The organism is Paenibacillus sophorae (assembly GCF_018966525.1).
In the GTDB taxonomy this organism is placed as follows: domain Bacteria; phylum Bacillota; class Bacilli; order Paenibacillales; family Paenibacillaceae; genus Paenibacillus_AQ; species Paenibacillus_AQ sophorae.
This window is the reverse complement of the sequence record NZ_CP076607.1, coordinates 179,663-203,418: the sequence shown is the minus strand read 5'-3', so window position 1 is coordinate 203,418 and position 23,756 is coordinate 179,663. Positions and strand designations below refer to the sequence as shown.

Below are 23,756 nucleotides of genomic sequence, written 5' to 3'. Positions count from 1 at the left end.
AGGCTCGCCTTTATATGATTCGACAGAAATGGGGCAATTGTCCGTGGAATTCCAAACCGATGCCATTGACCGAGTGATCAAGAATACGATCAATGTAATGGAAGACAGCAAGTACCAGATTTTTGAGATTTTGCAAACTGCCCGTGAAGAGCTGGCAAATCTCAACAGTGAACTGCAGCGGGTCAGGCTGGAGACGGATGAAACCTTGCAAAAGGTAGACAAGCTGGAGGTGGATTACCGCCGGTCCCGTATCCGTTTAACGGAAGTCAGCCGCGATTTTGTTCGTTATACAGAACAAGATATCCGAATCGCATATGAAAAGGCAACAGAGCTGCAGCTCGATCTCATGATGGCAAGGGAAAGAGAAGCCTACCTACGGAACAGACGCGACGAGCTTCAGAAGCGGGCCCGGAGCGTCGAGAACTCGGTGGAACGGGCGGAATCGATCGGCTCGCAAATGAGTGTGGTCCTAAAGTATTTGTCCGGCGAACTGGGACATGTAACGCGGATTGTCGAATCAGCAAAAAACCGTCAAATCATCGGGCTGAAAATTATTTTGGCTCAAGAAGAGGAACGCAAGCGGATTGCCCGTGAAATCCATGATGGACCCGCTCAAATGTTGGCAAATCTGGTACTTAGAACAGAAATTGTAGAAAGAATGCTCGTAAAGCAGGAATTTGGACTGGTACAGGACGAAATAGTAGATTTAAAAAGGCAAGTACGTTCAAGCCTGGAAGAAATGCGTAAAGTCATTTTTAATTTGCGACCGATGGCGTTGGACGATTTAGGACTAATCCCCACGCTGCGCAAGTATGTTCATGATTATGAGGAGAAGAACAAGATCCGGACCTCTTTTGAAACGAGGGGCAAGGAGCATCGTCTTTCGTCAGCGATGGAAGCAGCCGTTTACCGGCTGATTCAGGAGGCGCTGTCCAATGTCGCGAAGCATGCTTGTGCCAGTTACGTATTGGTGGAAATTACATATCAGGCACAGTTAATTAAAATTGTCGTCAAGGATAACGGAATAGGCTTTAACGTGCAAGAAATGAAAGCAGAGCAGGTCAACAGAGAGAGCTTCGGACTGGTCGGAATGCGCGAACGCGTGGAACTGCTGGAAGGAAGAATGGAAATTGAATCTGCCGAGAATCAAGGCACAACCATCATTATCCATATTCCGACGAACGTGGAGAAGGGAAAGGAGTAAATTAATGGAGAACCAGAATCCCGGCAAGACACCCATTAAAGTACTGTTGGCGGACGATCATCAGCTGTTCAGAGAAGGACTTAAGCGCATTTTAAACATGGAGGAAGACATTGAGGTCATTGGCGAGTGCGGCGACGGCATCCAGGTGCTGGAGTTCTGCAACCATACCAAGCCGGATATCGTGCTGATGGACATTAACATGCCGATCGAGAATGGTGTGGAAGCAACGGAAAAGCTGAGGGAAATGTTCCCCGACGTCAAAGTGATTATTTTGTCCATCCATGATGATGAAAGTTACGTATTCGAGACGCTGCGCAAAGGCGCCAACGGTTATCTTCTCAAGGATATGGAAGCCGAGTCGCTGATCAATGCCATTCGTTCGGTCTGCGAGGGGCATGCTTTTATCCATCCCAAAGTGACAGGTAAACTAATTAACCAACTGCGGCGCATGACCTATTTGAATGAAGCGGGCGCGATGGCGGAGACTTCGGTGAAGGAAGCAGGCGTCAAGTTTGTGGCGGGGGACAACAATCCGCTGACGCGCCGCGAAGCCGAAGTGCTGCGGTTGATGGCCGAAGGAAAGAGCAATAAGATGATTGGCGAATATTTGTTTATCAGCGAAAAGACGGTTAAGAACCATGTCAGCAGCATTCTGCAAAAAATGGAAGTCGACGACCGCACACAGGCTGTTATCAATTCGATCAAATATGGCTGGGTAACGCTGTAAAATAGCACCAGATACAGCGGAGTATTCGAAAATCAGCGCCAGTCACCTCTTCTTTTTTACCGGCATATAGTGTTGGTATAAGAGGAGGTGCATCCCCATGATAGCCCAGTTGATTTGGATCGGAGCTGTATATGCATCTGCGGTAGTATGTGTGCATGCGCTTAAGTCCCGAGGAAAGAGAGAAACTGCCTCTGAGACGGGAAAATGGCTCCACTATATTCTGATTGCCCGCAATCATGAATCTGTAGTGGAGGGGGTAATCCGCGCGATGGTTCTCCAGTCCTTTCTGACGGGAAAACGGCTGCGGGTAACCTTTATGGACGATGGCTCTAGTGACGGGACGCATTGGATCGTTTCCGGGCTGCGGGATGGCGGTTGTTCTCTGGATTTGCAGATGACGGAGTACAAGGACAGTTATTCTCAAGAAGATAGGAAAGCGCAGTCAGCCGAGCAGGATAAAGAAACTGTGATTGATTTGCGGTTCCCGGAGCAGCCAATTCCCCTGCCGTTCATGCGGGCTGTAGGAAGCAGGGGATGTCAATCAAGAGGCGGCGGTTTGTAGTACAATATCCGGTTTCGGATACAATTCAATATCAGGGTAATAGGTGAAGCACACTTTCCGAGTGAGGGAGAGTGTGCTTTTTTGTGCGAGTTAAAGGGGTGGAGCATCAAAAAAAGAAAGAGGTGTGTGCATGAAGGCGGCAGTGTATGCGTTAAAACAAAGGGAAGGCTGGAGCATCCGTATATCCATTGATTTAAGGGTGGATGCGTTATGGTGGGAGGGACGTCTATACGGCGTGGGAAACCGGAAAGCGAGTGAGGAGGAAAAACTGATTCCCCTCGGGGCTTCTCTGCCTCTGGGCCTGGCGGTCAAGCTGCGGTCAAGCTTCTTTTACGGAGAAGAGATGGAGCAGTGGAATGAAGCGGATTGGAAACGTTATGTTCGGACAATTCTTGAACCGGAGCTGGCTAATGAGAAGCAGCGTTTGAGGGCAAGCGGGGACATGTATACAAACGTATTGGAAAAAGAATCTACGAAGGTTCGAACGGACCTTCAGGATCTCCCTTCCCCACAGAAACTGCTGGAGGATGCAGATTGGATCGCCAAGTCGCTGCCGGGCCGCTCCCTGCTCGAATCTGAGATGGAGGCGCTGCTGGCCGAGCGCTACCCCGGGCTATTGGGCCACTGGAGAAGCGCGGCCCAGCTGGCGCATTTGCAGGGGTGGCTTTACCTGGAGGCGGCTGTCGGGTCGCTTCCGATTAAAAAAGCTGGGAGCGAGGCACACGGTGCAGATTGGCGGCGGATTGTGAGAGGGAATGGAGCCAGCGGTGAGGTACAAGGAGCGAGTATGCGGCAAATGGTGAGAGGGAAGATGGCGGGAGGCATGCTTGCCAGGGCCGCAGGCTGCGCGGCCCGGCTCGCCCGCTCGGCGCGGCGCACCGAAGCCGCCGCGCCCCCGCGCTGCCTGCGCTGCGGCAGCGCCGCCACGGGCCGCACGGCCTGCGCCTCGTGCGGCCTTGCCGGCTGCGCCTACTGCGAGGCCTGCCTCGCACTCGGGCGCACCCGGGCTTGCGCGCTGCTGCTGCGCGGCGCAGCGCTTTCGGCCGTGCGGGGCACGGCCGCCATGGCCCCCGCCGGGCTGATGCGCCGGTGGGGGCTAAGCGCAGCGCAGGCGGAGGCTGCCGGCGCTGCGCTGGGGTTCCTGGCGGAGCCGCGCGCGGGCTCCGCCGCCTGCCGCCCCGAGCGGTTCCTGCTCTGGGCGGTGACAGGAGCGGGGAAGACGGAAATGATCTTCCCGCTCCTTGAGGCTGTGCTCGCCGCAGGCGGGCGGGCGCTCGTGGCGACGCCGCGGCGCGACGTCGTGCTGGAGCTTGCGCCCCGGCTCGCCAAGGCATTCCCGGCGGAGAGCATCGCCGTGCTCTACGGCGGCAGCCAAGACCGCTGGGCGGAGGGGCGGCTGGCCCTCGCGACCACGCATCAACTGCTTCGGTTTCATCAAGCCTTCGATCTTGTCATTATCGACGAATTGGATGCTTATCCTTACCATAACGATCCCATGCTAGCCTTTGCCGCCGAGGGGGCATGCAAGCCCGGAGGAAGCTTTATTTACTTATCGGCTACGCCGCCGCCGCAAATGCAGCGGGAAGTCCGCCGGGGAAGGCTGGCGCATGCGAGAGTTCCCGTCCGGTTCCACGGCTATCCCCTACCGGTACCGGCTCATTTGAAGATGCCTTCAGTAAGCGACTGCCTAAAGCGAGGACGACTGCCGCTAAAGCTCTTAAAAACACTAAGACAGTCACTCGAACGGAAGGCACAGATTTTTCTTTTTGCAGCCCGAATCGCTCAGATTGACCCACTGCTGCAGCTCTTGCGGCGCGCTATGCCCGGCATTGTCATCGAAGGAACCTCATCGCAGGACCCTGAGAGGGCCGGGAAGGTGACGGCTTTCCGCCGCCGGGAAATATCCCTGCTCGTCACAACGACCATTCTGGAGCGGGGAGTCACCGTGCCACGTAGCGATGTCTTCGTTCTGGATGCGGACAACCGGCTCTTTGACGAGGCTTCACTTGTTCAGATGGCAGGCCGGGCAGGCCGCTCCAAGGACGATCCCAAAGGCCGGGTTGTGTTCGCTTCCGCGCAGTGGAACCGTTCGCAGCGGAGCGCATGCGCGCAGATTCGGAAAATGAACCGGATCGCCCGCGCTAAAGGCTATCTTCATAGGGAGGGTACTTGAATGGCGAGATCTCCAGTGAATATTGGCCGTTGGCTGCGCGCCGCCCATTCCCTGCTGGCTCCTAAACAAGAACAATGTCTCTCATGCGGACGCTTGGGATACCTTTCAACCGCGCTTCCTGGAATCTGCGAAGCGTGCGTTCGAACCATTCCCTGGATACGCAAGCCCCGCTGCCGGAAATGCGGACGCCATGTGGGCTGTCCGGATTGCGCCCGCGGGGCGGACGCTTCTTCCCTTATCTGCAACCGAAGCGCGGTCGCCTACAGCAGCGAGATGCGTCAATGGCTCAGCCAGTATAAATACCGGGGCGATGAGAGGTATGCCGAGCCGCTCGCACGGATGCTGGACAGCGCCTACAGCATGCTTAAGGAGGAAATAAAGGCTGAAGTGAAGCTGGAGTGGAATGCGGATCTGCTTGTACCCGTTCCGGTTAGCGATCTCCGGCTAACCGAACGCGGTTTCAACCAGGCGGAAAGACTTGCCCAGTACATATCGGCTCGCCGCAAAATCCCCGTTATGGAGCTGCTTGTCCGCGCGCACCATACCGGCAAGCAGAGCTTTAAGGGGAGAGCGGAGCGGCTTGCCGATATGAAGCGCGCTTTTGTTCCGAATCCGGAATGGACGGAACAATTTGCCGACAGGCTTCTATTTCCTGGCAGCGCTAATTCCCGGATCCGAACTCTCCTCCCGTCCTCTTCAACTCCGGTGAGAATTGTTGTGGTGGACGACATCTATACGACAGGCAGCACCATCCGTTCCTGTGCCGACGTGCTGCAAAGAATGGCCATGTCTTCCGGATGCCAAGCTGAAATTTACAGCCTGACCTGGGCTCGTTCGTAAAGGAAATCTTTGCTGCAAGCAGCAGGAAGTAGACGAAACCCCTGCAATCATGTAATCTAGGAGCATGAGCAGTCTAATTACGGATAGAATGGAAGGAAAGGGGGCTGCTGAACATGAATATCGATAATTGTCCCCGGTGCGGACGGATATACGTCAAGAATGTCATGGAGCTCTGCCAGTCATGCGTGAAGGAACTGGAGCATCAATATGAGATTTGCGTGAAATACTTGCGGGAGAACAGGGGGACCAATATTCAAGAGCTTTCCGACGCTACCGAGATTCCGATTAAAGAAATCACTCGCTTTATTCGGGAAGGCCGGATTTCCATCGCAAATGCGCCGAATATGATGTATCCCTGCGAGGTGTGCGGAACATTGATTCGGGAAGGGCATATGTGCGATAGCTGTCGCAGCAGGCTGACCAAAGATTTGATGAATGCATCAAAGGAAGCTGCCGCGTCGGAAGCGTCACGGAAGGATTCCAAAGGGGCCTACAGAGCAGTAGACAAGCTGCGCGGGCTATAATTTCCGCAAAAATACGCTTACAGGTATAAAGTATGTTTCAATCAAGGCCGATAAACTTAGTAAAGATTATCGGCCTTTTTATATTAGAAAGAAGGTGTAAGAAATGAAGGTTAATGATACCGGGCGAATTAACCCGATTAATCCGTATCAACGCAGTATGGAATCACAAAGGCAGGATCAGATGAAAAAGAACACACGCAAAGACGAGGTATCGATTTCTACGGAAGCTATGAAGCTTTTGGAAGCGCAAAACAGCGGGAAGATAGATCAAGAACGCGCTCAAAGAATCCAAAGCCTCAAGCAGCAGGTCTCCGCCGGTACTTATCAAGTCGACGCATCCAAACTCGCCGAGAAACTCGCCCCTTATTTTAAGCAATCCTCCGAGAATTAGGTGAAATCATCCATGGGACTGACAGCATTGATTGAATTTCTCGAGCGGCTGGACGAGACGCATTTGCAAATGCTTGATCTGGCCGCTGCGAAGAAACAAGCCATAATGGATAATAAGGTAGAAGGTCTCATTGAAATCCTTAATCGGGAATCTAAGCTTGTGAAGCTTGTCGGACAGTTGGAGGAGCAACGCGCGCAGGCGGCTTATGATTTCCTGCAGGGTGTTGGCATCCGTTCCAACCTCAATCTGAACCTAACGGAACTATCCCGGCTTGTATTTGACCCTGAAGACAAAGCGAGATTGCTGCATATTCAAGGCCAGCTTGCCGATACGCTGGATCGCTTGAAGAAAGCCAATGAACTGAATCAGAAGCTGATTGAGCAGTCGCTTGCATTTATAGATTATTCCCTGGATTTGCTTGTCGGCAGACCGAATCAGGATATTACCTACCAGCATCCGGCCAATCGGGATAATGTGGCAAGAAGGCCTGGTTTTTTTGACGCGCGGGGATAAATAGAGCCCGCAGCATACCGTTTTGCTGCAGCAAACACAAGGGAGGAGTAAGTAGCATGACATCCACATTTCATTCCATAGAGACGGCAAGACGAAGTCTCTTTACCCAAACGGCTGCCCTAAATACAACCGGCCACAATATTGCCAACGCCAACACGGAAGGCTATACGCGCCAGCGGGTAAATATGAAAGCAGCCAGTCCAATTGAAGCTTATGGACTTACCAATTCAACCGTTCCCGGGCAGCTGGGTACGGGCGTGGAATTTACCTCCATCGAACGGATTCGCGAGATGTTCCTGGATGAACAGTACCGCGGAGAGAATGCTGCCCATGGCAACTGGAGCATCCAATCCGACACCCTTGATAAGCTGGAAGCGATTGTTAACGAACCGTCGGATACAGGGATCCGCACAGTATTGGATAACTTTTGGAAGTCCTGGTCTGACCTAAGCAAGAATCCCGAGGATCCCACCGCACGTAAAATCGTAGTGCAAACTGCACAATCCCTTACGGATGCGATGAACTATATGAGCACCCAATTGAGTAATCTGGATAGCGATCTCAATGAGAATATTGCCACTAAAGCACAAGAAATCCAGACACACTTGAATGCCATAACCGATCTGAATCGATCAATTGCCAAGATTGAGGGTATGGGGGACCGCGCCAACGATTTGCGGGATCAGCGCGACCTCTTGACGGATAAGCTATCCAAGATTGTCAACATTACTGTGGTAGAAACCGATGCAGGCTATAACATTTCTTTGGGAACACGGGCGCTTGTTCAGGGGGCGGCAAATCCCGCTGCCGTAAACAGCGCATTTCTCAATGACGCCTATACCTCGGGAGATCTGAGGGCCGGTGAAGCTTACGGCATGATTTTGTCCAGCAGGAATTATGTCGCTGATTACAAGAAGCAGCTTGATGATATGGCGGGTACGATTGCCAATGGGAATGTAGAAATCACACTTCCTTCCGGCTCCAATCTTCCAGAGGGAACCGTGCTTACCAATGATGCCGAGATTAAACAGGCTGATGGAACAGTAGTTACTTTGGCGGCAGGCCAAGCAATGCCTAAGGGGGCTGCCCTGTACGAGGATGTTAAGACCTTAGTCAAAGGGTTGAACGGATTGCACCAACTGGGTTATGCCATGGATGGAAGTTCAGGCCGTTCTTTCTTCACCGCCTCGGACGGCAGCAGCACGATCACCGCCGGTAACATAAAGCTGAATGCAGATATAGTGGCTGATGTGTCCCTGTTTGCAACATCGCTGCGCACATCGCTGGACACTGCTGGGAATCCTCAGGTTATTAAGGGCAACAATACTCTGGCGCTGCTGATGAGCAATCTGAAAGACAACAGTACTTTTACTACATCGGATGGTTCCAAGTCAGGAACGGTCGGTTCTTACCTTAGCTCGATGGTCGGACAGCTTGGTATTCAATCTCAAGAAGCAGCCCGTCAGACGGATAATGCCGATTATCTTGTAGAACAGGTAAACTCCCGCCGTCAATCGGTCAGCGGCGTATCCCTGGATGAAGAAATGTCGAATATGCTGGTGTTCCAGCATGCATACAGTGCCGCGGCCCGTTTCATGACAACTTATGACGAGATGCTTGATAAATTAATTAATTCTACCGGCACAGTCGGAAGATAGAGGAGGAATAGCGTATGCTGAGGGTCACCTCCAACATGATGAATTCACAGCTGTTGCTTAATCTGAACCGGAATGCTCGTACCATGAATGATACACAGCTGCAGCTGTCCAGCGGTCGCAAAATCAATAAGCCCTCCGATGATCCTGTGGGCATTACTTATTCCTTGCGTTACCGGGCTGAGCTTTCCTCAAATGAGCAGTATACGAAGAATGTAGACAGCGCACTTTCCTGGCTGGACTATAATGATACGGTGCTGGGACAAGCTGGAGATGTCGTTCAGCGTCTGCGGGAGTTGACCGTACAAGCTTCCACAGGCAGCAACCCTCAGTCGGCACTGGATAGCATCAATCAAGAAGTGATGCAGCTTAAGGAGCAGCTTGTAGACATTTCCAACAGCAAGCTGAACGGTAAATATATATTCAATGGTGAGCAGTATAATACGAAGCCCTATGATTTTGCTAAGGGTTCAGATGGCACATATGATGTTTCTAAGAATATCACTACGGATACAGGACAGATTCAGTACATTGTAGGTGAAGGCGTGCAGATGCCGATTAATATGACCGGGAATGATGTGTTTGGCCATACCGGAGATGCGGACAATATATTTACGATTATTAACAATATTTCCAGTTCATTGACATCAGGCGATCTTGTCGGAGTTTCTAGTCAGTTGGATAAAATCGACACGCGTGTAGAAACCATCCTATCCTCCCGTGCTGAAATCGGGGCCAAAACCAATCGTGTGGAATTAATACGGGATCGGCTCAGCGACTTGAACATTAATCTTACAGATCTGCAAGCAAAGACCGAGGATGCCGATTATGAGGGCTTGATTATGCAATCCAAGATTCAAGAGAACATTTACAATGCGTCTTTGTCAGTGGGTGCCAAGATCATATCTACCTCTCTCGTTGATTTCATCAGATAATGGAGGTGGCTATTATTGCTGCAGCCCATTTTGCAAATACGCCAGACTCCTGCTGTAATCGGTATTGATTCTGATCCCGGAACTTACTCCATAAAGCAGCCTAAGGCTGAAGTGAAGATAACGACTACTCCGGGAGAGCTTAATGTGGAGTCTTTTAGGCCAGACCTTACCATTGATCAATCCAGAGCACGGGCGGCTTATAATGGAGGCAGCGTGCTGGATATGAATAAGCGTATATATTCCGGTATTCAGCAGCTGTATCTGCAGAATCTTGCCCGAAAGGTGGAGCAGGGGAACCGGATGGCGGAGTTTTTCAAGCCGGGCAATACGATAGCCGAAGTATACGGATCGGATACCGAACCTAATTCATTTCCGGAGCCGCGCGGACCGGCATCGTATGACAACGTGGACATCCACTTTGAGACTAGAGCACCGCGAATTGAATTTCGTCCGGCTCAAGTTGATATCCAGGTGGAAAGGAATCGACCGGAGATCGAATACACCCGTGGCAAATTAGATATATACATGCAGCAATATGCTTCCGTGCAGTTTATTCCGCCGGAAGTGAATGTTCAAATGTAGTTATCGAGCTATAGATGTGCCGAAGAGCGCTTCTATAGCTTTTCTGCTATCTAAATATCCTACTCTGAGGAGTGAACAACTTGATTATAGAAACGCTGACTTGGGGGGAACTTGAAGTGAAAGAAGAGCAGATTTATCATTTCCCCAAAGGAATTCCCGGATTTGATGAAGAGACGGATTTTGCCTTGATTGCTATGGCGGATACACCATTTTGGGTACTGCAATCGGTGAAGGAACAAAGCCACTCCTTTTTGTTGGGTGACCCTTTTGCCTTCTATCCATCTTATGAATTTGAACTGCCTGATGATGAGGCGGAGGAGCTGCAAATCGAAACGGAAGTGATGGTTTGTTGTATCATTACACTAAAGGAAGAGATTGAACAGTCCACGATTAATCTGTTAGCTCCAATTGTATTGAATCCTGTCGGCCGTACCGGAAAACAAATCGTGCTGCACCGAGCCCCTTATCATACGAAGCACAATCTGCTGCAAGAGCAGCCGGTTATCGACGGAAAGGATGGTGGATAAAATGCTTGTTCTTTCCCGCAAAAAAGGAGAGACCATCGTTATCCAAGACCAGATTGAGCTGACGATTTTGAGTGTTGATGGGGACACGGTAAAGGTAGGCATCTCTGCTCCCAAACATGTGGATATTTTCCGTAAAGAAGTCTATCTTTCCATCCAGGAGGCCAACCGCGAGTCAGCAGCTCCTCAACAGTCAGATTTGAATGCCCTAATCGATCGGCTTCGTGGGCCGGATAACTGATCTTCTAACAGATAGATAATATAATTACCAGGGAGAGAGCAAGATGAATCATCCGAAAAGAAACAAATGTTTACACATGGTAGTGGTATTGATCGCTGCATGTCTTTTGTTATGGCTTGTGCCCTTTCATTCTGAGGCCGCGGCCGAAGGGAAGAACCGGATTGCCGCCGATGAGCTGAAACGTATCAGCCGTCTATCGTTTCCCTTGCGGGACGCCTTTCAAACACCGTATACGGTCTATATTTTTGCAGGTGATGAGAAGGTGTCTGCCTTGACGGAACAAGACTATTGGACAAATAACAAGGCGGGTGATAAAAGCTATACCGGTACATATCATGCGGCTTTGCTAAAGGACGGGGAGAAATATGGGATTGTTCAGTCGGCCAATCTGGGGCTGCATGAAATCACTTTGCCACAGACTTGGCATTATACCGTTAAAGGCAGCGGAGCGTCCATGCCGGACATGTTACTCTTTTCAGAATGGGGCAGCTCCAATTTCAACCTTGCGCATCCGTTTATTATTCGTTCGGGTGTCCTTCAACCGCTGAAATTCATGAATAATAACGGTAAGAGAATGGACGATTATTATCCGGCGAGCCGAAGAGACGGCATTCGCAGCTTGCCGAAATCACGGGTTCAATTCAAAGCCTACGATAACAGCAAGTCCAAGTATGTAGTTAACACCTTTAAGCTGGATATCAGTAAACTTGAGCTGCGCTTGGATGATACCAGATATGTGGAGCAAGCGGCATGGCCGAACACGGGAAGCGGGGACCGCGCCTATTTAGACAGCCTCAAAACAGCTGCATTCAATGGATATTTGCCGGCTAACCCTCAATTCAAGCTCGGCATGACCTTTAAGTCGGTAAAAGATAAGCTGAAAACGGCAAAGTTCAAAGAAAATGGCGAATGGGGAGCCTTTTATCGTTATGACCATTATGCAGTAGGTTTTAACGACTATTTGCATGATCTGAATGCCAGTTCCCGCGTCATGATATTTAATATATTTACGGATGAACGTAATCTTACCCCTTTCAATGTAAAACGGTGGCTTGGTAAGCCTGGGGAGGAATATTTTAACGAAGAAGAGGGCGGTTACGAACTTGACTACAAAGTGGGGAATCACTCTCTGGGATTCCATTACGAGGAAGAGTACGGATTCATTCAACTAATTACCATCTATTAATCTGTTTAGAGGATATTTGTGTGTATACAATGACAGACTGCTTTCGTGACTGAGGAGAGCCGTCTGTTTTTGTTTTTTGTAAAAAAGATAAAAAATCTTCGAATAACTCTAAATAGTCCATGAGTCCCTGACGATATATAGTTTAGACGCTGATCCTGCAGGGCGGCCGACCTTAATGGTTTGGCGTTTACCACATGGACGTGGAACTAACTAAATTTCAGGGAGGAAATTCCAAATGATTATCAACCACAATATCGCGGCGCTGAACACTCACCGCCAGCTGTCCATCAACACAGCTAACACGAACAAAAATATCGAGAAACTGTCTTCCGGTCTTCGCATCAACCGTGCTGGCGATGACGCTGCCGGCCTGGCAATCTCCGAAAAAATGCGCGGCCAAATCCGCGGTCTCGACCAAGCTTCCCGTAACGCTCAAGACGGCATTTCCTTGATCCAAACGGCTGAAGGCGCACTGAGCGAAACTCATAGCATCCTGCAACGTATGCGCGAAATCTCCAACCAATCCGCGAACGGAACGAACACGGATACTGACCGTAACGCTCTGCAAGACGAAATGAACCAACTGACTTCCGAAATCAACCGTATCGGCAACACTACTGAGTTCAATACTCAAAAATTGCTTAACGGCGGTATCGGTTCGGGAGATAGCAGCAAGGTTACTCAAGCAACTAGCGCTAAGATTGAGTTGGGCGCTGTTACAGGTGCGGCAGTTGCTGCTACCACATTCATAAAAGTAGACGGTCAAACATTCAACCTTGGTGGAGTTACAACTACTGGTAATGATGCAGCATCCGCTGCTCTGCTTGGTGCTGTTACATCTGGTGGTACTAAGCTGTCAGACCTGGTTGATATCAAAGTTGGCGGTACTGGTCTTGAGTTCACTGCTAAATCTGAGGGTAAAAACAGTAAGATCGAGTTTAGCCAACTTGCTGATGCAGCTATTGGTTTGGGCGCTGCTCAAGCTGCAACGGTAGGTGATCCAACTACAGTTGAACGTGCTGGACTAGAAGGATCCGCTGCACTTGGTGCAGCTGCCGATACTTCAATTGCTGCAGGTAGCACATTTGATATTACTGTAGGATCGGAAAGTGCAGTAACGGTTACCTTGAATGAGGGTACAACTGCTAAAACATATGACACTTTCAACACTGATACCAATGTTGCTGATGCAGCAAGACAAGATCTTATCAAGGACGTAAATGCTGCATTGCAAAAAGCTGGTCTTGACGGCAAGGTAACTGCTTCTCTGTCCAAAAACAATGAAATTCAATTTATTTCTGAAACAGGTAAAGATATCAAATTAACTGATGGAGCAGCTGGTACACTTGCATCTGCAACCGGTTTGGCATTTACAACAGCAGCAGACATGACTACTGTTACAAACGTTGACCAAGTAGTAGGCGCTGGTGCACAAGGAGTAGGTTTCTCCACTAAATTCCAAATCGGTGCTAACACAGGTCAATCGATGTCTCTGACAATCAATGACGTGCGTTCCGCTGCTCTGGGTATCACTGGCAATGCTGGACAAGCTGGCTTCACTACTGAAAACACCGTTACTAACGGTACAAACGATGTTAAAGCTGAAGCGGCTCTGAACATCTCTACTAGAGAAGATGCTTCCAAAGCTATCGCAGTTCTGGACAAAGCGACTTCGGCAGTTTCCAGCGAACGTGCTAAACTTGGTGCAGTTCAAAACCGTCTGGAACACACCATTAACAACTTGGGAACAGCTTCCGAGAACCTGACTGCTGCTGAATCCCGTATCCGTGACGTGGACATGGCGAAAGAAATGATGGAACAAACGAAGAACAACATCCTTGCTCAAGCTGCTCAAGCTATGTTGGCTCAAGCGAACCAACAACCGCAAGGCGTTCTGCAACTGCTCCGTTAATTTAATCAGGCTTATCCGCTATAAACATCAGTATAGAAGTCCCGGGCATCCGCCCGGGACTTTTTTCTTATAGTATCAGTGAAGTACAAGCTTTTATAATTCAACTTTCTGATATTTCAAGATAAACTCTTATAATATCGCCCTAATCCTAAAAAATCCCTGCAAATAACCGATATATATATCATTAAATGAGGTTGTTTGGAGGTCTGGGTCTTATGAATGTACAGTTTTCTCTTTCCGCTAGTTCGCCATCCGGTGGGCAAAGTAGACCCGAAGTAAAGTCAAGCAAAGGGCCGGTGCAGCCGGTTGACCAAAGTGCTCCGATTAGGGACGCAAAGGATTTGACTCTTAAGGAAAGCCAAGGAGTTAATGTTTCTATCGCCGAAGAACAACTCATTCGGACGATTGAGCGGGCAGTTAAATCTTTGCAGGGACCTGAGACGATACTTGAAGTCAGTGTTCACGAGAAGACTCATGATATCATGGTCAAGGTTCTGAATAAGGATACGGGAGAGCTTATTCGCGAAGTCCCGCCCGAGAAGACGTTGGATTTGGTAGCTAAAATGATGGAGATCGCCGGCATTTTAATTGATGAGAAAATATAAGGGTAGGAGGTTCAGAAATGCCTCTACGTATTAACGGCTTTTCAGGAATGGATATAGACAGTATGGTTAAAAGTTTGATGACGGCCAAGCGTGTGCCGCTGGATAAGCTTAATCAGCAGAAAACGCTGCTGGACTGGACAAGAGACAGCTACCGCGAGATTAACAGCAAACTGGTTGATTTTCGTTCGAACAAGCTGATTAGCAAATATGGCGTTTCCGCAGCGATGAATGCGCAGCAAGCGGTAGTCAGCGGAAATACTGCTGCACTTAAGGCGGAAGCCTCCGCGAATGCAACGGGGATCGATATGAAGGTCAGTATTACCCAACTGGCTACGAAAGCAACGCTGGAGACTAAAGGGGCCGGAACGGGGCTTACTACAGGATCAACCTTGGCCGAAGCCAATGCGACAGCCAACGGGACACCGATCTCTGCGATCACGGATGCGGATAAAGCCCAAGAGTACAAGCTGAAGGTCAATGGTCAGAGTTTTACATTTAAGGGTTCGACAGGAATCTCCACCATCATTTCGACAATTAACTCAAACGCGGATGCCAAGGTTATGGCAAGTTTTGACGAGATAACCGGCAAGCTCATTCTGGCTTCCAAGACATCCGGATCGACCGGCCAAGTTCTACTCGGAGCGGGCGTGGGGGATAATACTCTTCTGGATGCGTTCAAAGGTATACAGCAGTACACGCCGCCTATCGGTCCCGCAACGGATGTTAAGCCGGGCGTGGACGCCATTGTGTTCATTAACGGAACCAAAATGGTCAAAGACAGCAATATCTTTACCGTGAACGGGGTTCAAATGACTTTGCAGGCAACGACGGTAACTGTAGCTGACCCAACGGTAGATCCCGGTGCCGCCGATACCAATAAGGCCAGCATTACACTAACAACCGACCCACAAAAAGCAATCGATACGATCAAGGGATTTATTGAAGACTACAACAGTTTGATTAGTGTGTTGAACACCAAGATTTCGGAAGAAAAATACCGTGATTTTGCGCCGCTGACCGACGAGCAGAAGGCGGAAATGAAAGATGACGATATCACGAACTGGACAGCCAAGGCCAAAAGCGGTCTTTTGAAAAATGACGATATTCTCAGAAGTGCACTTTCTTCCATGCGCGAGGTTATCACTACGCACATAGGCGATCTTAGCTCGGTAGGGATTACAACCGGAGCCTATTATGAAGGCGGAAAATTGCACCTGGACGAAAACAAGCTGAAGCAGGCGGTAACCGATAATCCGCAACGAGTGCTGGAATTATTCCAAGGCACCGTCAGTGCTCCGAATGATGGGGTATTCGATAAGCTGGCTTCCAAAATCAACAGCACCTTGGACAGCCTCGTATCCAGAGTAGGCACCAATAAATTCTCCAGTGATCTTACCAGCAGCTATAAAGAAGAAAGTATTATGGGCAAGCAGCTTAAAGAGTATAATACTCGGATCAGCACGATGCAGACCAACCTGAATAATGCCGAAACACGCTATTATAAACAATTCACAGCTATGGAAACCGCTATGAGCAAATTGAATTCACAATCTTCGAACCTGCTATCCAGCCTGGGACAATCCTAAAATTAAAGGGTGAGACAATTGATAACATCTCCTTATGAAAAATACCGGCAATCTTCAGTGCAGACTTCCAACCCGGCGCAGCTGGTCATTATGCTGTACGATGGAGCAATTCGTTTCGTCCGCACAGGTTTGGATGCTCTGAAAAAACAAGACTATGAGAAGACAAGTCTTAACTTCGGCAAAGCCCAGACGATTGTAAGCGAACTGATGTCCACACTGGACTTTACCTATGAAATTTCCAAAAATCTGTATTCGCTCTATGAATATACCAACCATCTTCTTATTGAAGCCAATATCCGAAAAAATGAAGAAAAAGCAAATGAAGCGATCGGTTATTTGACCGAGCTGCGGGAAACATGGCTGCAGGCATCCAAGTTGTCCGGCAACCAAACACAGGCAGAAAGCGCAAATGAATAATCTCATTGGGCAGTTGGATCAACTTACTAAGGGTATCATCTCCATTCTTCACGAGACCTCTTACGAGGAATTGGAGTCCTTTGTGGAGGAACGCCAGAGAATTGTTGATGCCATTGGTGATGAAGCCGTATCCTGCCAACCAACATCAGAGCAAAAGCAGGAAATCCGTCGAATTATGGAACATGATTCCGAGATTCTCGCCCGGATGAATACACTGCGTCTGGAGGCTCAGGATTGGCTCCAGAAGCGCAATCAGGCCAAGGCCCAACGCAGCGCTTACGAGGCCGGGTACACCCCGGACAGCATTCTAATGGATCGAAAAAAATAAATTCTTATGATGTTTCAATCTGGGGGACAGTGGGGTAATACTACTCATCTGTTCCTCTTTTGATTGATTATCGCAGCATTCTTAATTGTATAAACATTGACATGGGAATTAATTGAAAGTAATCACTTTCTATTCCAATTGACAATGGAGAAGCAGCGGTGGTATAGTCAGAATTGTGAGCAAGACTCACGTTCATTTGATGATGAAGGGAATGTTCAAGCAATGGAAGGTAAAGTAAAATGGTTTAACGCAGAAAAAGGTTACGGTTTCATCGAGACTGCAGAAGGCGGCGACGTATTCGTTCACTTCTCCGCGATCCAAACTGATGGATTCAAAACGCTGGAAGAAGGACAATCGGTTGAGTTTGACATCGTGGAAGGCGCACGCGGACCACAAGCAGCTAACGTAATCAAATTATAATCATCCGGCACAGCCGACCTACATATACGGTAGATGGTTAGCAAATTGAGACGACGCTAGCGTAAGACCCTGGAAGTTCCGGGGTCTTTTTTTGTTGCTTTTTTGAGAAGAATACATCATTTGTAAAAAAACAAGCAGGAATTTGTTAAGTATTTCTAGAATATGGGTGATTGGGTAATTGTTGAGCTTCTTTCTGTCTTGCTTGTGACTATTCCCACTACAAAGATAGGAGAGTGAACGACAGAATGAAAAAGTTTTGGCGCGGTCTTCTGACCGGCATGCTTGGAATCGGGATGGTGTTCGGCTCGCTTAGCGCCGCATCCGCCGCCCCCACGCCTAAGGACATTCAAGGGCACTGGGCGCAAAGCAAAGTGCAGGACTGGTTGGACAAAGGATATTTGACGGGCTACCCGGACGGCACCTTTAAACCGAACAAAGCGATTACACGAGCGGAATATGTGGCCCTGATCAATCGTCTGTTCAGCTTTAAAGATACTGCAACGGTTACTTTTACCGATGTCAAGACCTCGAGCTGGGCTTACAGCGAGGTAGCGAAAGCGGTTAAAGCCGGCTATATCCGTGGCTATGAGAATAACACCTTCCGTCCGGGCAATCCGATTACACGCCAGGAGGCGGCGGTTATTGCCGCAAATGTGCTGCGTCTGAGCAACGATACGACGTCGACGACGTTCAAGGATGCTGCGCAAATCTCGATCTGGGCCCGTGGAGCGGTTGCAGCGACGGCCAATCTGAAGATTATTAACGGCTATCCGAATGGCACGTTCGCCCCGAAGAAATCGCTTACTCGCGCGGAGGCGGTAAACATCGTCGGGAATTCGGCTGCCCACTATTCAGGCGGAGCAAGCGCGACACCAACTCCTACACCGACTCCGTCGGCAACGCCTGCTCCGACACCTTCTGCCGGTACTGGCGGCGGTGGCGGCGGAGACACAGTCGTGTATCCGACGGTTAGCGGAGCAACCTACAGCCATGTAGGCGCGGTAACTGCTGATGTCTACTTGACATCCAACGTCACCGGTTCGGTATACTATGTGGTCGCACCCGGTACGGCGGCACTGCCAACTGTTAACGACGTGTACCTTGGTTCGGCGGGAAGCGGCGTTGCAGTCGCCAATAAAGGATTCAAAGCCGCGACAGCCGGCAGCACGGTATCCTTCTCTGTCTATGGACTGACAGCCGATACGAATTATTCCGCATTTATAATTCTTGTTGATCAATACGGCAATAAGTCGTTGAGTGCAGCAAGATTGGACTTCAAAACGGCGGCCAGCACCGTAACTGGAATCACATACGCTGCCCCGGGAGCGTCGACTACCGTTACATCGGTGGTATACGTGACCTATGGAGCGGTTGGTAACCCCGCAGGCCAAATCCGTTATGTCGTGATTCCGTCCGACCCGTCGATTGCCACGGGAGCCGCAGCTCCTAACGCCGTACAGGTATGGAACGGGCAAAACGCTGCGGGTACGGCAGTGGGCAGCGGCTGGAGAGGAACGCTTCCGACTGTTGCGGCCGGGACCCGAACTCCAATTACAATTACCGGTCTTGCCAGCGGTAAGGAATACAAGGTTTATCTTGTAGCGGGCAACGGCAGCGGAGGTTATTCGTCGGTGGAAGTCGTCACCGTACAGACTAAGTAAAAAACAGCGGAATAGAACGCTCAACAACTGATAACAGAGGAATTACCCGCGGACCTGAAAGCCTTGTCGCTTCAGGTCCTTTTTTTGCACTTGAAAGCGTATTTACACAATTTTAAACTTTTTACATGGAGCTTACGTTTTGGTATAATGAAGGTGCAAAGGAGGAGTGCCCATGCAATTCAGCATTCGAGGTCAACAAATTGAAGTGACCGACGCTTTGAGAGAGTATGTTGATAAGAAGCTCAGCAGACTTGAGAAGTATTTCGATGCGCCCCCTACCCAGGAAGGATACGTGACGCTCAGCGTGTTACGGGGTCTTCATACGGTGGAAGTGACTATCCCGCTGGCCGGTGTCACGCTTCGGGCGGAAGTCCGCAGCGAAGATATGTATGCTTCTATCGACGGTGTAGTGGACAAGCTGGAGCGCCAAATCCGCAAGCATAAGACCAAGCTCAATCGGAAGTTCCGTCAGGAAGGAAGCCTGAAGACGCTTTTCGTGGAAAATGGATCGCCGGGTTCCGTCGCCTTGGAGGAACAGGATGAAGAATTGGAGGTCGTGCGCAACAAACGCTTCACATTGAAGCCGATGGACGTGGAGGAAGCAATCCTGCAAATGAATATGGTGGGTCATAATTTCTTTGTATTTTCCAACATTGACACTTCCGAGGTTAGCGTCGTGTATAAACGCAATGACGGCAAGTACGGATTGATTGAGCAGGGTTGATTTGTAAATTAAGATGTATAATTGATTAAGAACATTCTTGGAAACCGAAACAGACTTCAGATGAAAAAATTACCCGAGCCCTTATTCGCGTGAAGCGGATGGGGCTCTTGTGCGTATATATGTATGTCTGCATAACTAGCAACCTTTGCTTGTATTGCGGCATCTCTTACAAACTGATACAATTTATGAAGCAGCGGAATCGGATACGGTAAAGCGGCCCTTTCAATATTGTGAGGATGGGCTGAGGTTCCACCATCTGTGTTGCATGAAAGGGGTTAACCATGCTAGGACTTGTTAAAAAGATATTCGGCGACACGAATGAACGCGATGTCAAACGTCTGATGAAGACGGTCGAACTTATTAATGGACTGGAGCCGCAATTCCAGGCGCTGTCCGATGAAGCCTTAAGAGCCAAGACCGATGAGTTTCGCGCCCGTATTGAACAAGGGGAGACTCTAGAGGAAATCCTGCCTGAGGCGTTCGCAACCGTACGCGAAGCTTCGAGACGCACACTGGGCATGCGGCATTTTGACGTCCAGCTTGTCGGGGGAATGGCGCTGCATGAAGGCAGGATCTCCGAAATGAAGACCGGCGAGGGCAAGACGCTGGTGGGCACGCTGCCCGTGTACTTGAACGCCCTGCTTGGACAAGGCGTGCATGTTGTTACAGTCAATGATTATCTGGCCCAGCGCGACAGCGCCCAAATGGGACAAATCTATAATTTTCTGGGCATGACGGTCGGGGTTAACCTGAACGGCATGGACCATGCCGATAAACAGAATGCTTACGCCTGCGATATTACGTACGGCACGAACAACGAATTCGGTTTTGACTATTTGCGCGATAACATGGTGCTCTACAAAGAGCAGATGGTGCAGCGTCCGCTCTACTTCTGCATCATTGACGAAGTGGATTCCATCCTGATCGACGAAGCGCGGACGCCGCTCATCATTTCTGGACAAGCCGAGAAGTCGACGGAGTTGTACTATGCCGCAGACCGTTTTGTAAAGAGACTGCAGGCTGAAGAGCATTACACCGTGGATATCAAGGTGAAATCCGTTGCACTGACGGAGAAGGGCGTGGCGATTGCCGAGAAGGCTTTTGGCATTGAGAACCTGTATGACCACAGCCACGTGACGCTCAACCACCATATTGTTCAGGCCCTCAAAGCCAACGTCATTATGCGCCGCGACGTCGATTATGTGGTGACGGATGATGAGGTGGTTATCGTCGATGAATTTACGGGACGGCTGATGGCGGGACGCCGCTATAGCGACGGGCTGCATCAGGCGATTGAAGCGAAGGAAGAGATTCAGGTACAGAACGAGAGCATGACGCTCGCCACGATTACGTTCCAGAACTACTTCCGCATGTACCGCAAGCTGGCCGGCATGACCGGTACGGCGAAGACGGAAGAAGAGGAATTCAAGAAAATTTACGGCCTGGAAGTTCTCCAGGTGCCGACGAACAAGCCGAATCAGCGCGCAGATATGCCGGATGTGGTCTACAAGAGCGAGAACGGCAAGTTTAACGCCGTCGTCGAGGAGATTGTGGAACGCCATAAGAAGAACCAGCCGGTGCTGGTCGGTACGGTATCGATCGAGAATTCCGAGCGCGTCTCGGAAATGCTGAAGCGCAAGGGCGTCAAGCATCAGGTGCTGAACGCCAAGCATCATGCAGCGGAAGCGGAAATTATCTCGCATGCGGGACAACCCGGCACCGTGACGATTGCGACCAATATGGCGGGCCGAGGCACCGACATTATTCTGGGTGAAGGTGTGGCGGAAGTCGGCGGCCTGCATATTATTGGTACCGAGCGCCATGAATCCCGGCGGATCGACAACCAGCTTCGCGGCCGGGCGGGTCGTCAGGGCGACCCGGGTTCGACGCAGTTCTATCTGTCGCTGGGCGATGAACTGATGAAGCGTTTTGGCGCGGACAACGTACTGAATATGATGGAGCGTCTGGGCTTTGAAGAAGACCAGCCGATTGAGAGCCGGATGATTACCCGTGCGGTGGAGTCGGCTCAGAAACGGGTCGAAGGCAACAACTTCGATATCCGTAAAGTCGTTCTTCAATATGACGATGTTATGAACCAGCAGCGCGAAATCATCTACAAACAGCGCCGCGAAATTCTGGAATCGGACAATATCAAGGATGTTGTCATCGAAATGATTCGGCCGGTCATCGATCGGGTCGTAGAGGCGCATTGCAGCGACGATATTCCCGAGAACTGGGAGCTTCAGGAAGTGGCTGACTATGTGAACAGCAAGCTTCTGGATGAAGGCTCTCTCACCCGCGACGATTTGTGGGGCAAGGAAGCTGAGGAGATCGTGGAGTTCATCTTTGAGAAGGTGCTTGAGAAATACACAGCCCGCGAAGAACGCCTCGGCTCCGAACTGGTTCGTGAATTCGAGAAGGTTATCGTGCTTCGCGCCGTCGACAGCAAATGGATGGACCACATTGATGCGATGGATCAGCTTCGCCAAGGGATTCATCTGCGCGCTTACGGCGGTACCGATCCGCTGCGCGAATACCAGTTTGAAGGCTTTGAGATGTTCAATGCGATGACGGCGACCATTCAGGAAGAAGTGGCAACCTACATCATGAAGGCCCACATCGAGACGAACCAAGAGCGTCAATCGGTCGTGGAGGAGAATAAGATTTCCACAAACGGCGAGCCTGCCGAGAAGCGTCCGGTAGCGGTCGGGGCGACGGTGGGACGCAATGATCCTTGTCCTTGCGGCAGCGGCAAGAAATTCAAGAACTGCCACGGACAAAATGCCTAAGGGTTAATTCACCTGTAAAGACGGCAGCATGATGAAAACGTAGAACGGCTGGGCCCGGGGAGATTCCCGTAAGCGGCTCAGCCGTTTCTTCCTGAATACATCTATTCAAGTATATATTTCACGGAAAGGTGCAGTGAGTCCATGATTGATCCTAGTATAAAGCAAGACTTGCGCGAAATCGGCAAGAAATTAACTAACCTTAGGGGGTCTCTTTGACTTAGACCTCAAGCAGGAGATGATCGCCAACTTCGAGGAGAAGATGGCCGCTCCGGATTTCTGGGATGACAATGAGAAGGCGCAGGGCGTTATTGCTGAAATGAACGCTGTTAAATCCGGCGTGGACCAGTATCAGAAGCTGCAGCAGGAATATGACGACGCGCTGCTTATGGCCGAACTCGCCGAGGAAGAAGGCGACGAGGAACTGGCTGCTGAAATCGGAACGAATGTATCGGCGCTGACGGGCAAGCTGGAGGAATTTGAGCTTCAACTCCTGCTCAATCAGCCTTACGATAAACTGAATGCCATTCTGGAGCTTCATCCGGGCGCAGGCGGAACAGAATCCCAGGATTGGGGCCAGATGCTGCTCAGAATGTATACCCGGTGGGCGGAGAAGCGCGGCTTTAAGGTGGAGGTTTTGGACTATCTGCCAGGAGATGAAGCCGGAATCAAAAGCGTAACGCTGCTGATCAAAGGCTACAACGCATACGGTTACTTGAAAGCGGAAAAAGGCGTTCACCGTCTGGTCCGCATTTCCCCATTCGACGCTTCCGGCCGCCGGCATACATCCTTCGTATCCTGCGACGTGGTTCCGGAAATCAATGAAGACATCGATATCGAGATCCGCACCGAGGATCTGAAGATCGATACGTACCGGGCTACCGGCGCGGGCGGACAGCATATTAATACGACCGATTCAGCGGTCCGGATTACCCACCAGCCGACCGGGATAGTCGTTACCTGCCAGAATGAACGCTCCCAGATCAAGAACCGGGAGCGCGCGATGACGATGCTTCGTTCCAAGCTGTACGAGCGCAAGCTGGAAGAACAGCAGCGCGAGCTGGATGAAATCCGCGGTGAGCAGTCGGATATTGCTTGGGGCAGCCAAATTCGTTCCTATGTCTTCCATCCGTACAGCATGGTCAAGGACCACCGAACCTCTGTGGAGACGGGCAATGTCGGTTCCGTGATGGACGGTGATCTGGATGCCTTTATCGATGGATATCTACGCAGCCAGATCAAGACTGAGGCCGAATAACC

General features: G+C 50.2%; 24 protein-coding genes. All 24 read left to right on the top strand.

Annotation, left to right across the window (positions count from 1 at the left end):
- The first annotated feature begins 43 nt into the window (after positions 1–43).
- Positions 44–1,204 (top strand): sensor histidine kinase, encoded by a 1,161-nt coding sequence (locus KP014_RS00920; RefSeq protein ID WP_036587915.1) that lies wholly within the window; start codon positions 44–46, stop codon positions 1,202–1,204.
- A 4-nt stretch (positions 1,205–1,208) separates the two neighbouring features.
- Positions 1,209–1,931: a response regulator gene (locus tag KP014_RS00915; protein ID WP_036587910.1), complete on the top strand. Its 723-nt coding sequence runs from the start codon at positions 1,209–1,211 to the stop codon at positions 1,929–1,931.
- Between the two features lie 97 nt (positions 1,932–2,028).
- Positions 2,029–2,493: a glycosyltransferase family 2 protein gene (locus KP014_RS00910; protein ID WP_051499276.1), complete on the top strand. Its 465-nt coding sequence runs from the start codon at positions 2,029–2,031 to the stop codon at positions 2,491–2,493.
- Between the two features lie 130 nt (positions 2,494–2,623).
- The gene (locus KP014_RS00905; protein WP_090833806.1) at positions 2,624–4,666 is read left to right on the top strand and encodes an ATP-dependent helicase ComFA; all 2,043 of its coding nucleotides are present in this window, start codon (positions 2,624–2,626) and stop codon (positions 4,664–4,666) included.
- Positions 4,667–5,506 (top strand): ComFC family protein, encoded by an 840-nt coding sequence (locus KP014_RS00900; RefSeq protein ID WP_051500664.1) that lies wholly within the window; start codon positions 4,667–4,669, stop codon positions 5,504–5,506.
- Between the two features lie 113 nt (positions 5,507–5,619).
- Positions 5,620–6,030, top strand: coding sequence for a TIGR03826 family flagellar region protein (locus tag KP014_RS00895; RefSeq protein ID WP_036604462.1), 411 nt, complete (start codon positions 5,620–5,622; stop codon positions 6,028–6,030).
- 103 nt (positions 6,031–6,133) lie between these two features.
- The gene (gene flgM, locus KP014_RS00890) at positions 6,134–6,421 is read left to right on the top strand and encodes a flagellar biosynthesis anti-sigma factor FlgM (RefSeq protein WP_036604464.1); all 288 of its coding nucleotides are present in this window, start codon (positions 6,134–6,136) and stop codon (positions 6,419–6,421) included.
- Positions 6,422–6,433: 12 nt separating this feature from the next.
- Positions 6,434–6,934 carry a flagellar protein FlgN gene (locus KP014_RS00885; RefSeq protein WP_036604466.1) on the top strand — a complete coding sequence of 167 codons (501 nt, stop codon included), beginning with the start codon at positions 6,434–6,436 and terminating at the stop codon, positions 6,932–6,934.
- Positions 6,935–6,990: 56 nt separating this feature from the next.
- A complete protein-coding gene (flgK, locus tag KP014_RS00880; RefSeq protein WP_036604468.1) occupies positions 6,991–8,592 on the top strand; it encodes a flagellar hook-associated protein FlgK in 1,602 nt (533 codons plus the stop codon).
- 14 nt (positions 8,593–8,606) lie between these two features.
- Positions 8,607–9,524, top strand: coding sequence for a flagellar hook-associated protein FlgL (gene flgL, locus KP014_RS00875; RefSeq protein ID WP_036604470.1), 918 nt, complete (start codon positions 8,607–8,609; stop codon positions 9,522–9,524).
- A 15-nt stretch (positions 9,525–9,539) separates the two neighbouring features.
- On the top strand, positions 9,540–10,106 hold the full coding sequence (locus tag KP014_RS00870; protein ID WP_036604472.1) for a DUF6470 family protein: 567 nt from the start codon (positions 9,540–9,542) through the stop codon (positions 10,104–10,106).
- 80 nt (positions 10,107–10,186) lie between these two features.
- Positions 10,187–10,633, top strand: a complete 447-nt coding sequence (fliW, locus tag KP014_RS00865) for a flagellar assembly protein FliW (RefSeq protein ID WP_036604474.1) — start codon at positions 10,187–10,189, stop codon at positions 10,631–10,633.
- Position 10,634: 1 nt separating this feature from the next.
- The gene (gene csrA, locus KP014_RS00860) at positions 10,635–10,871 is read left to right on the top strand and encodes a carbon storage regulator CsrA (RefSeq protein ID WP_036604476.1); all 237 of its coding nucleotides are present in this window, start codon (positions 10,635–10,637) and stop codon (positions 10,869–10,871) included.
- Positions 10,872–10,947: 76 nt separating this feature from the next.
- The gene (locus KP014_RS00855) at positions 10,948–12,057 is read left to right on the top strand and encodes a hypothetical protein (RefSeq protein WP_216700441.1); all 1,110 of its coding nucleotides are present in this window, start codon (positions 10,948–10,950) and stop codon (positions 12,055–12,057) included.
- Between the two features lie 235 nt (positions 12,058–12,292).
- A complete protein-coding gene (locus KP014_RS00850) occupies positions 12,293–13,969 on the top strand; it encodes a flagellin N-terminal helical domain-containing protein (RefSeq protein WP_036604479.1) in 1,677 nt (558 codons plus the stop codon).
- A gap of 215 nt (positions 13,970–14,184) precedes the next feature.
- On the top strand, positions 14,185–14,574 hold the full coding sequence (locus tag KP014_RS00845) for a flagellar protein FlaG (RefSeq protein ID WP_036604480.1): 390 nt from the start codon (positions 14,185–14,187) through the stop codon (positions 14,572–14,574).
- 17 nt (positions 14,575–14,591) lie between these two features.
- On the top strand, positions 14,592–16,160 hold the full coding sequence (fliD, locus tag KP014_RS00840) for a flagellar filament capping protein FliD (RefSeq protein ID WP_036604481.1): 1,569 nt from the start codon (positions 14,592–14,594) through the stop codon (positions 16,158–16,160).
- A gap of 18 nt (positions 16,161–16,178) precedes the next feature.
- On the top strand, positions 16,179–16,577 hold the full coding sequence (gene fliS, locus KP014_RS00835; RefSeq protein WP_036604482.1) for a flagellar export chaperone FliS: 399 nt from the start codon (positions 16,179–16,181) through the stop codon (positions 16,575–16,577).
- Complete coding sequence (locus tag KP014_RS00830; protein ID WP_036604483.1) at positions 16,570–16,905, top strand: flagellar protein FliT; 336 nt, start codon at positions 16,570–16,572, stop codon at positions 16,903–16,905. Before fliS ends, KP014_RS00830 begins: the two co-directional genes overlap by 8 nt.
- Positions 16,906–17,127: 222 nt before the next feature.
- A complete protein-coding gene (locus tag KP014_RS00825; RefSeq protein WP_036604484.1) occupies positions 17,128–17,325 on the top strand; it encodes a cold shock domain-containing protein in 198 nt (65 codons plus the stop codon).
- 245 nt (positions 17,326–17,570) lie between these two features.
- Complete coding sequence (locus KP014_RS00820; RefSeq protein ID WP_051500665.1) at positions 17,571–18,986, top strand: S-layer homology domain-containing protein; 1,416 nt, start codon at positions 17,571–17,573, stop codon at positions 18,984–18,986.
- A 172-nt stretch (positions 18,987–19,158) separates the two neighbouring features.
- Positions 19,159–19,710 (top strand): ribosome hibernation-promoting factor, HPF/YfiA family, encoded by a 552-nt coding sequence (gene hpf / locus KP014_RS00815; RefSeq protein ID WP_036604485.1) that lies wholly within the window; start codon positions 19,159–19,161, stop codon positions 19,708–19,710.
- Positions 19,711–19,991: 281 nt separating this feature from the next.
- Entirely contained in the window at positions 19,992–22,499 is a 2,508-nt protein-coding gene (secA, locus tag KP014_RS00810; protein WP_036604486.1) for a preprotein translocase subunit SecA, read from the top strand.
- Between the two features lie 141 nt (positions 22,500–22,640).
- A protein-coding gene (gene prfB, locus KP014_RS00805) for a peptide chain release factor 2 (protein ID WP_139210550.1) occupies positions 22,641–23,754 on the top strand; the annotation gives its coding sequence in 2 pieces (ribosomal slippage) (positions 22,641–22,712 and positions 22,714–23,754; 1,113 coding nt in all).
- Positions 23,755–23,756: the final 2 nt, after the last annotated feature.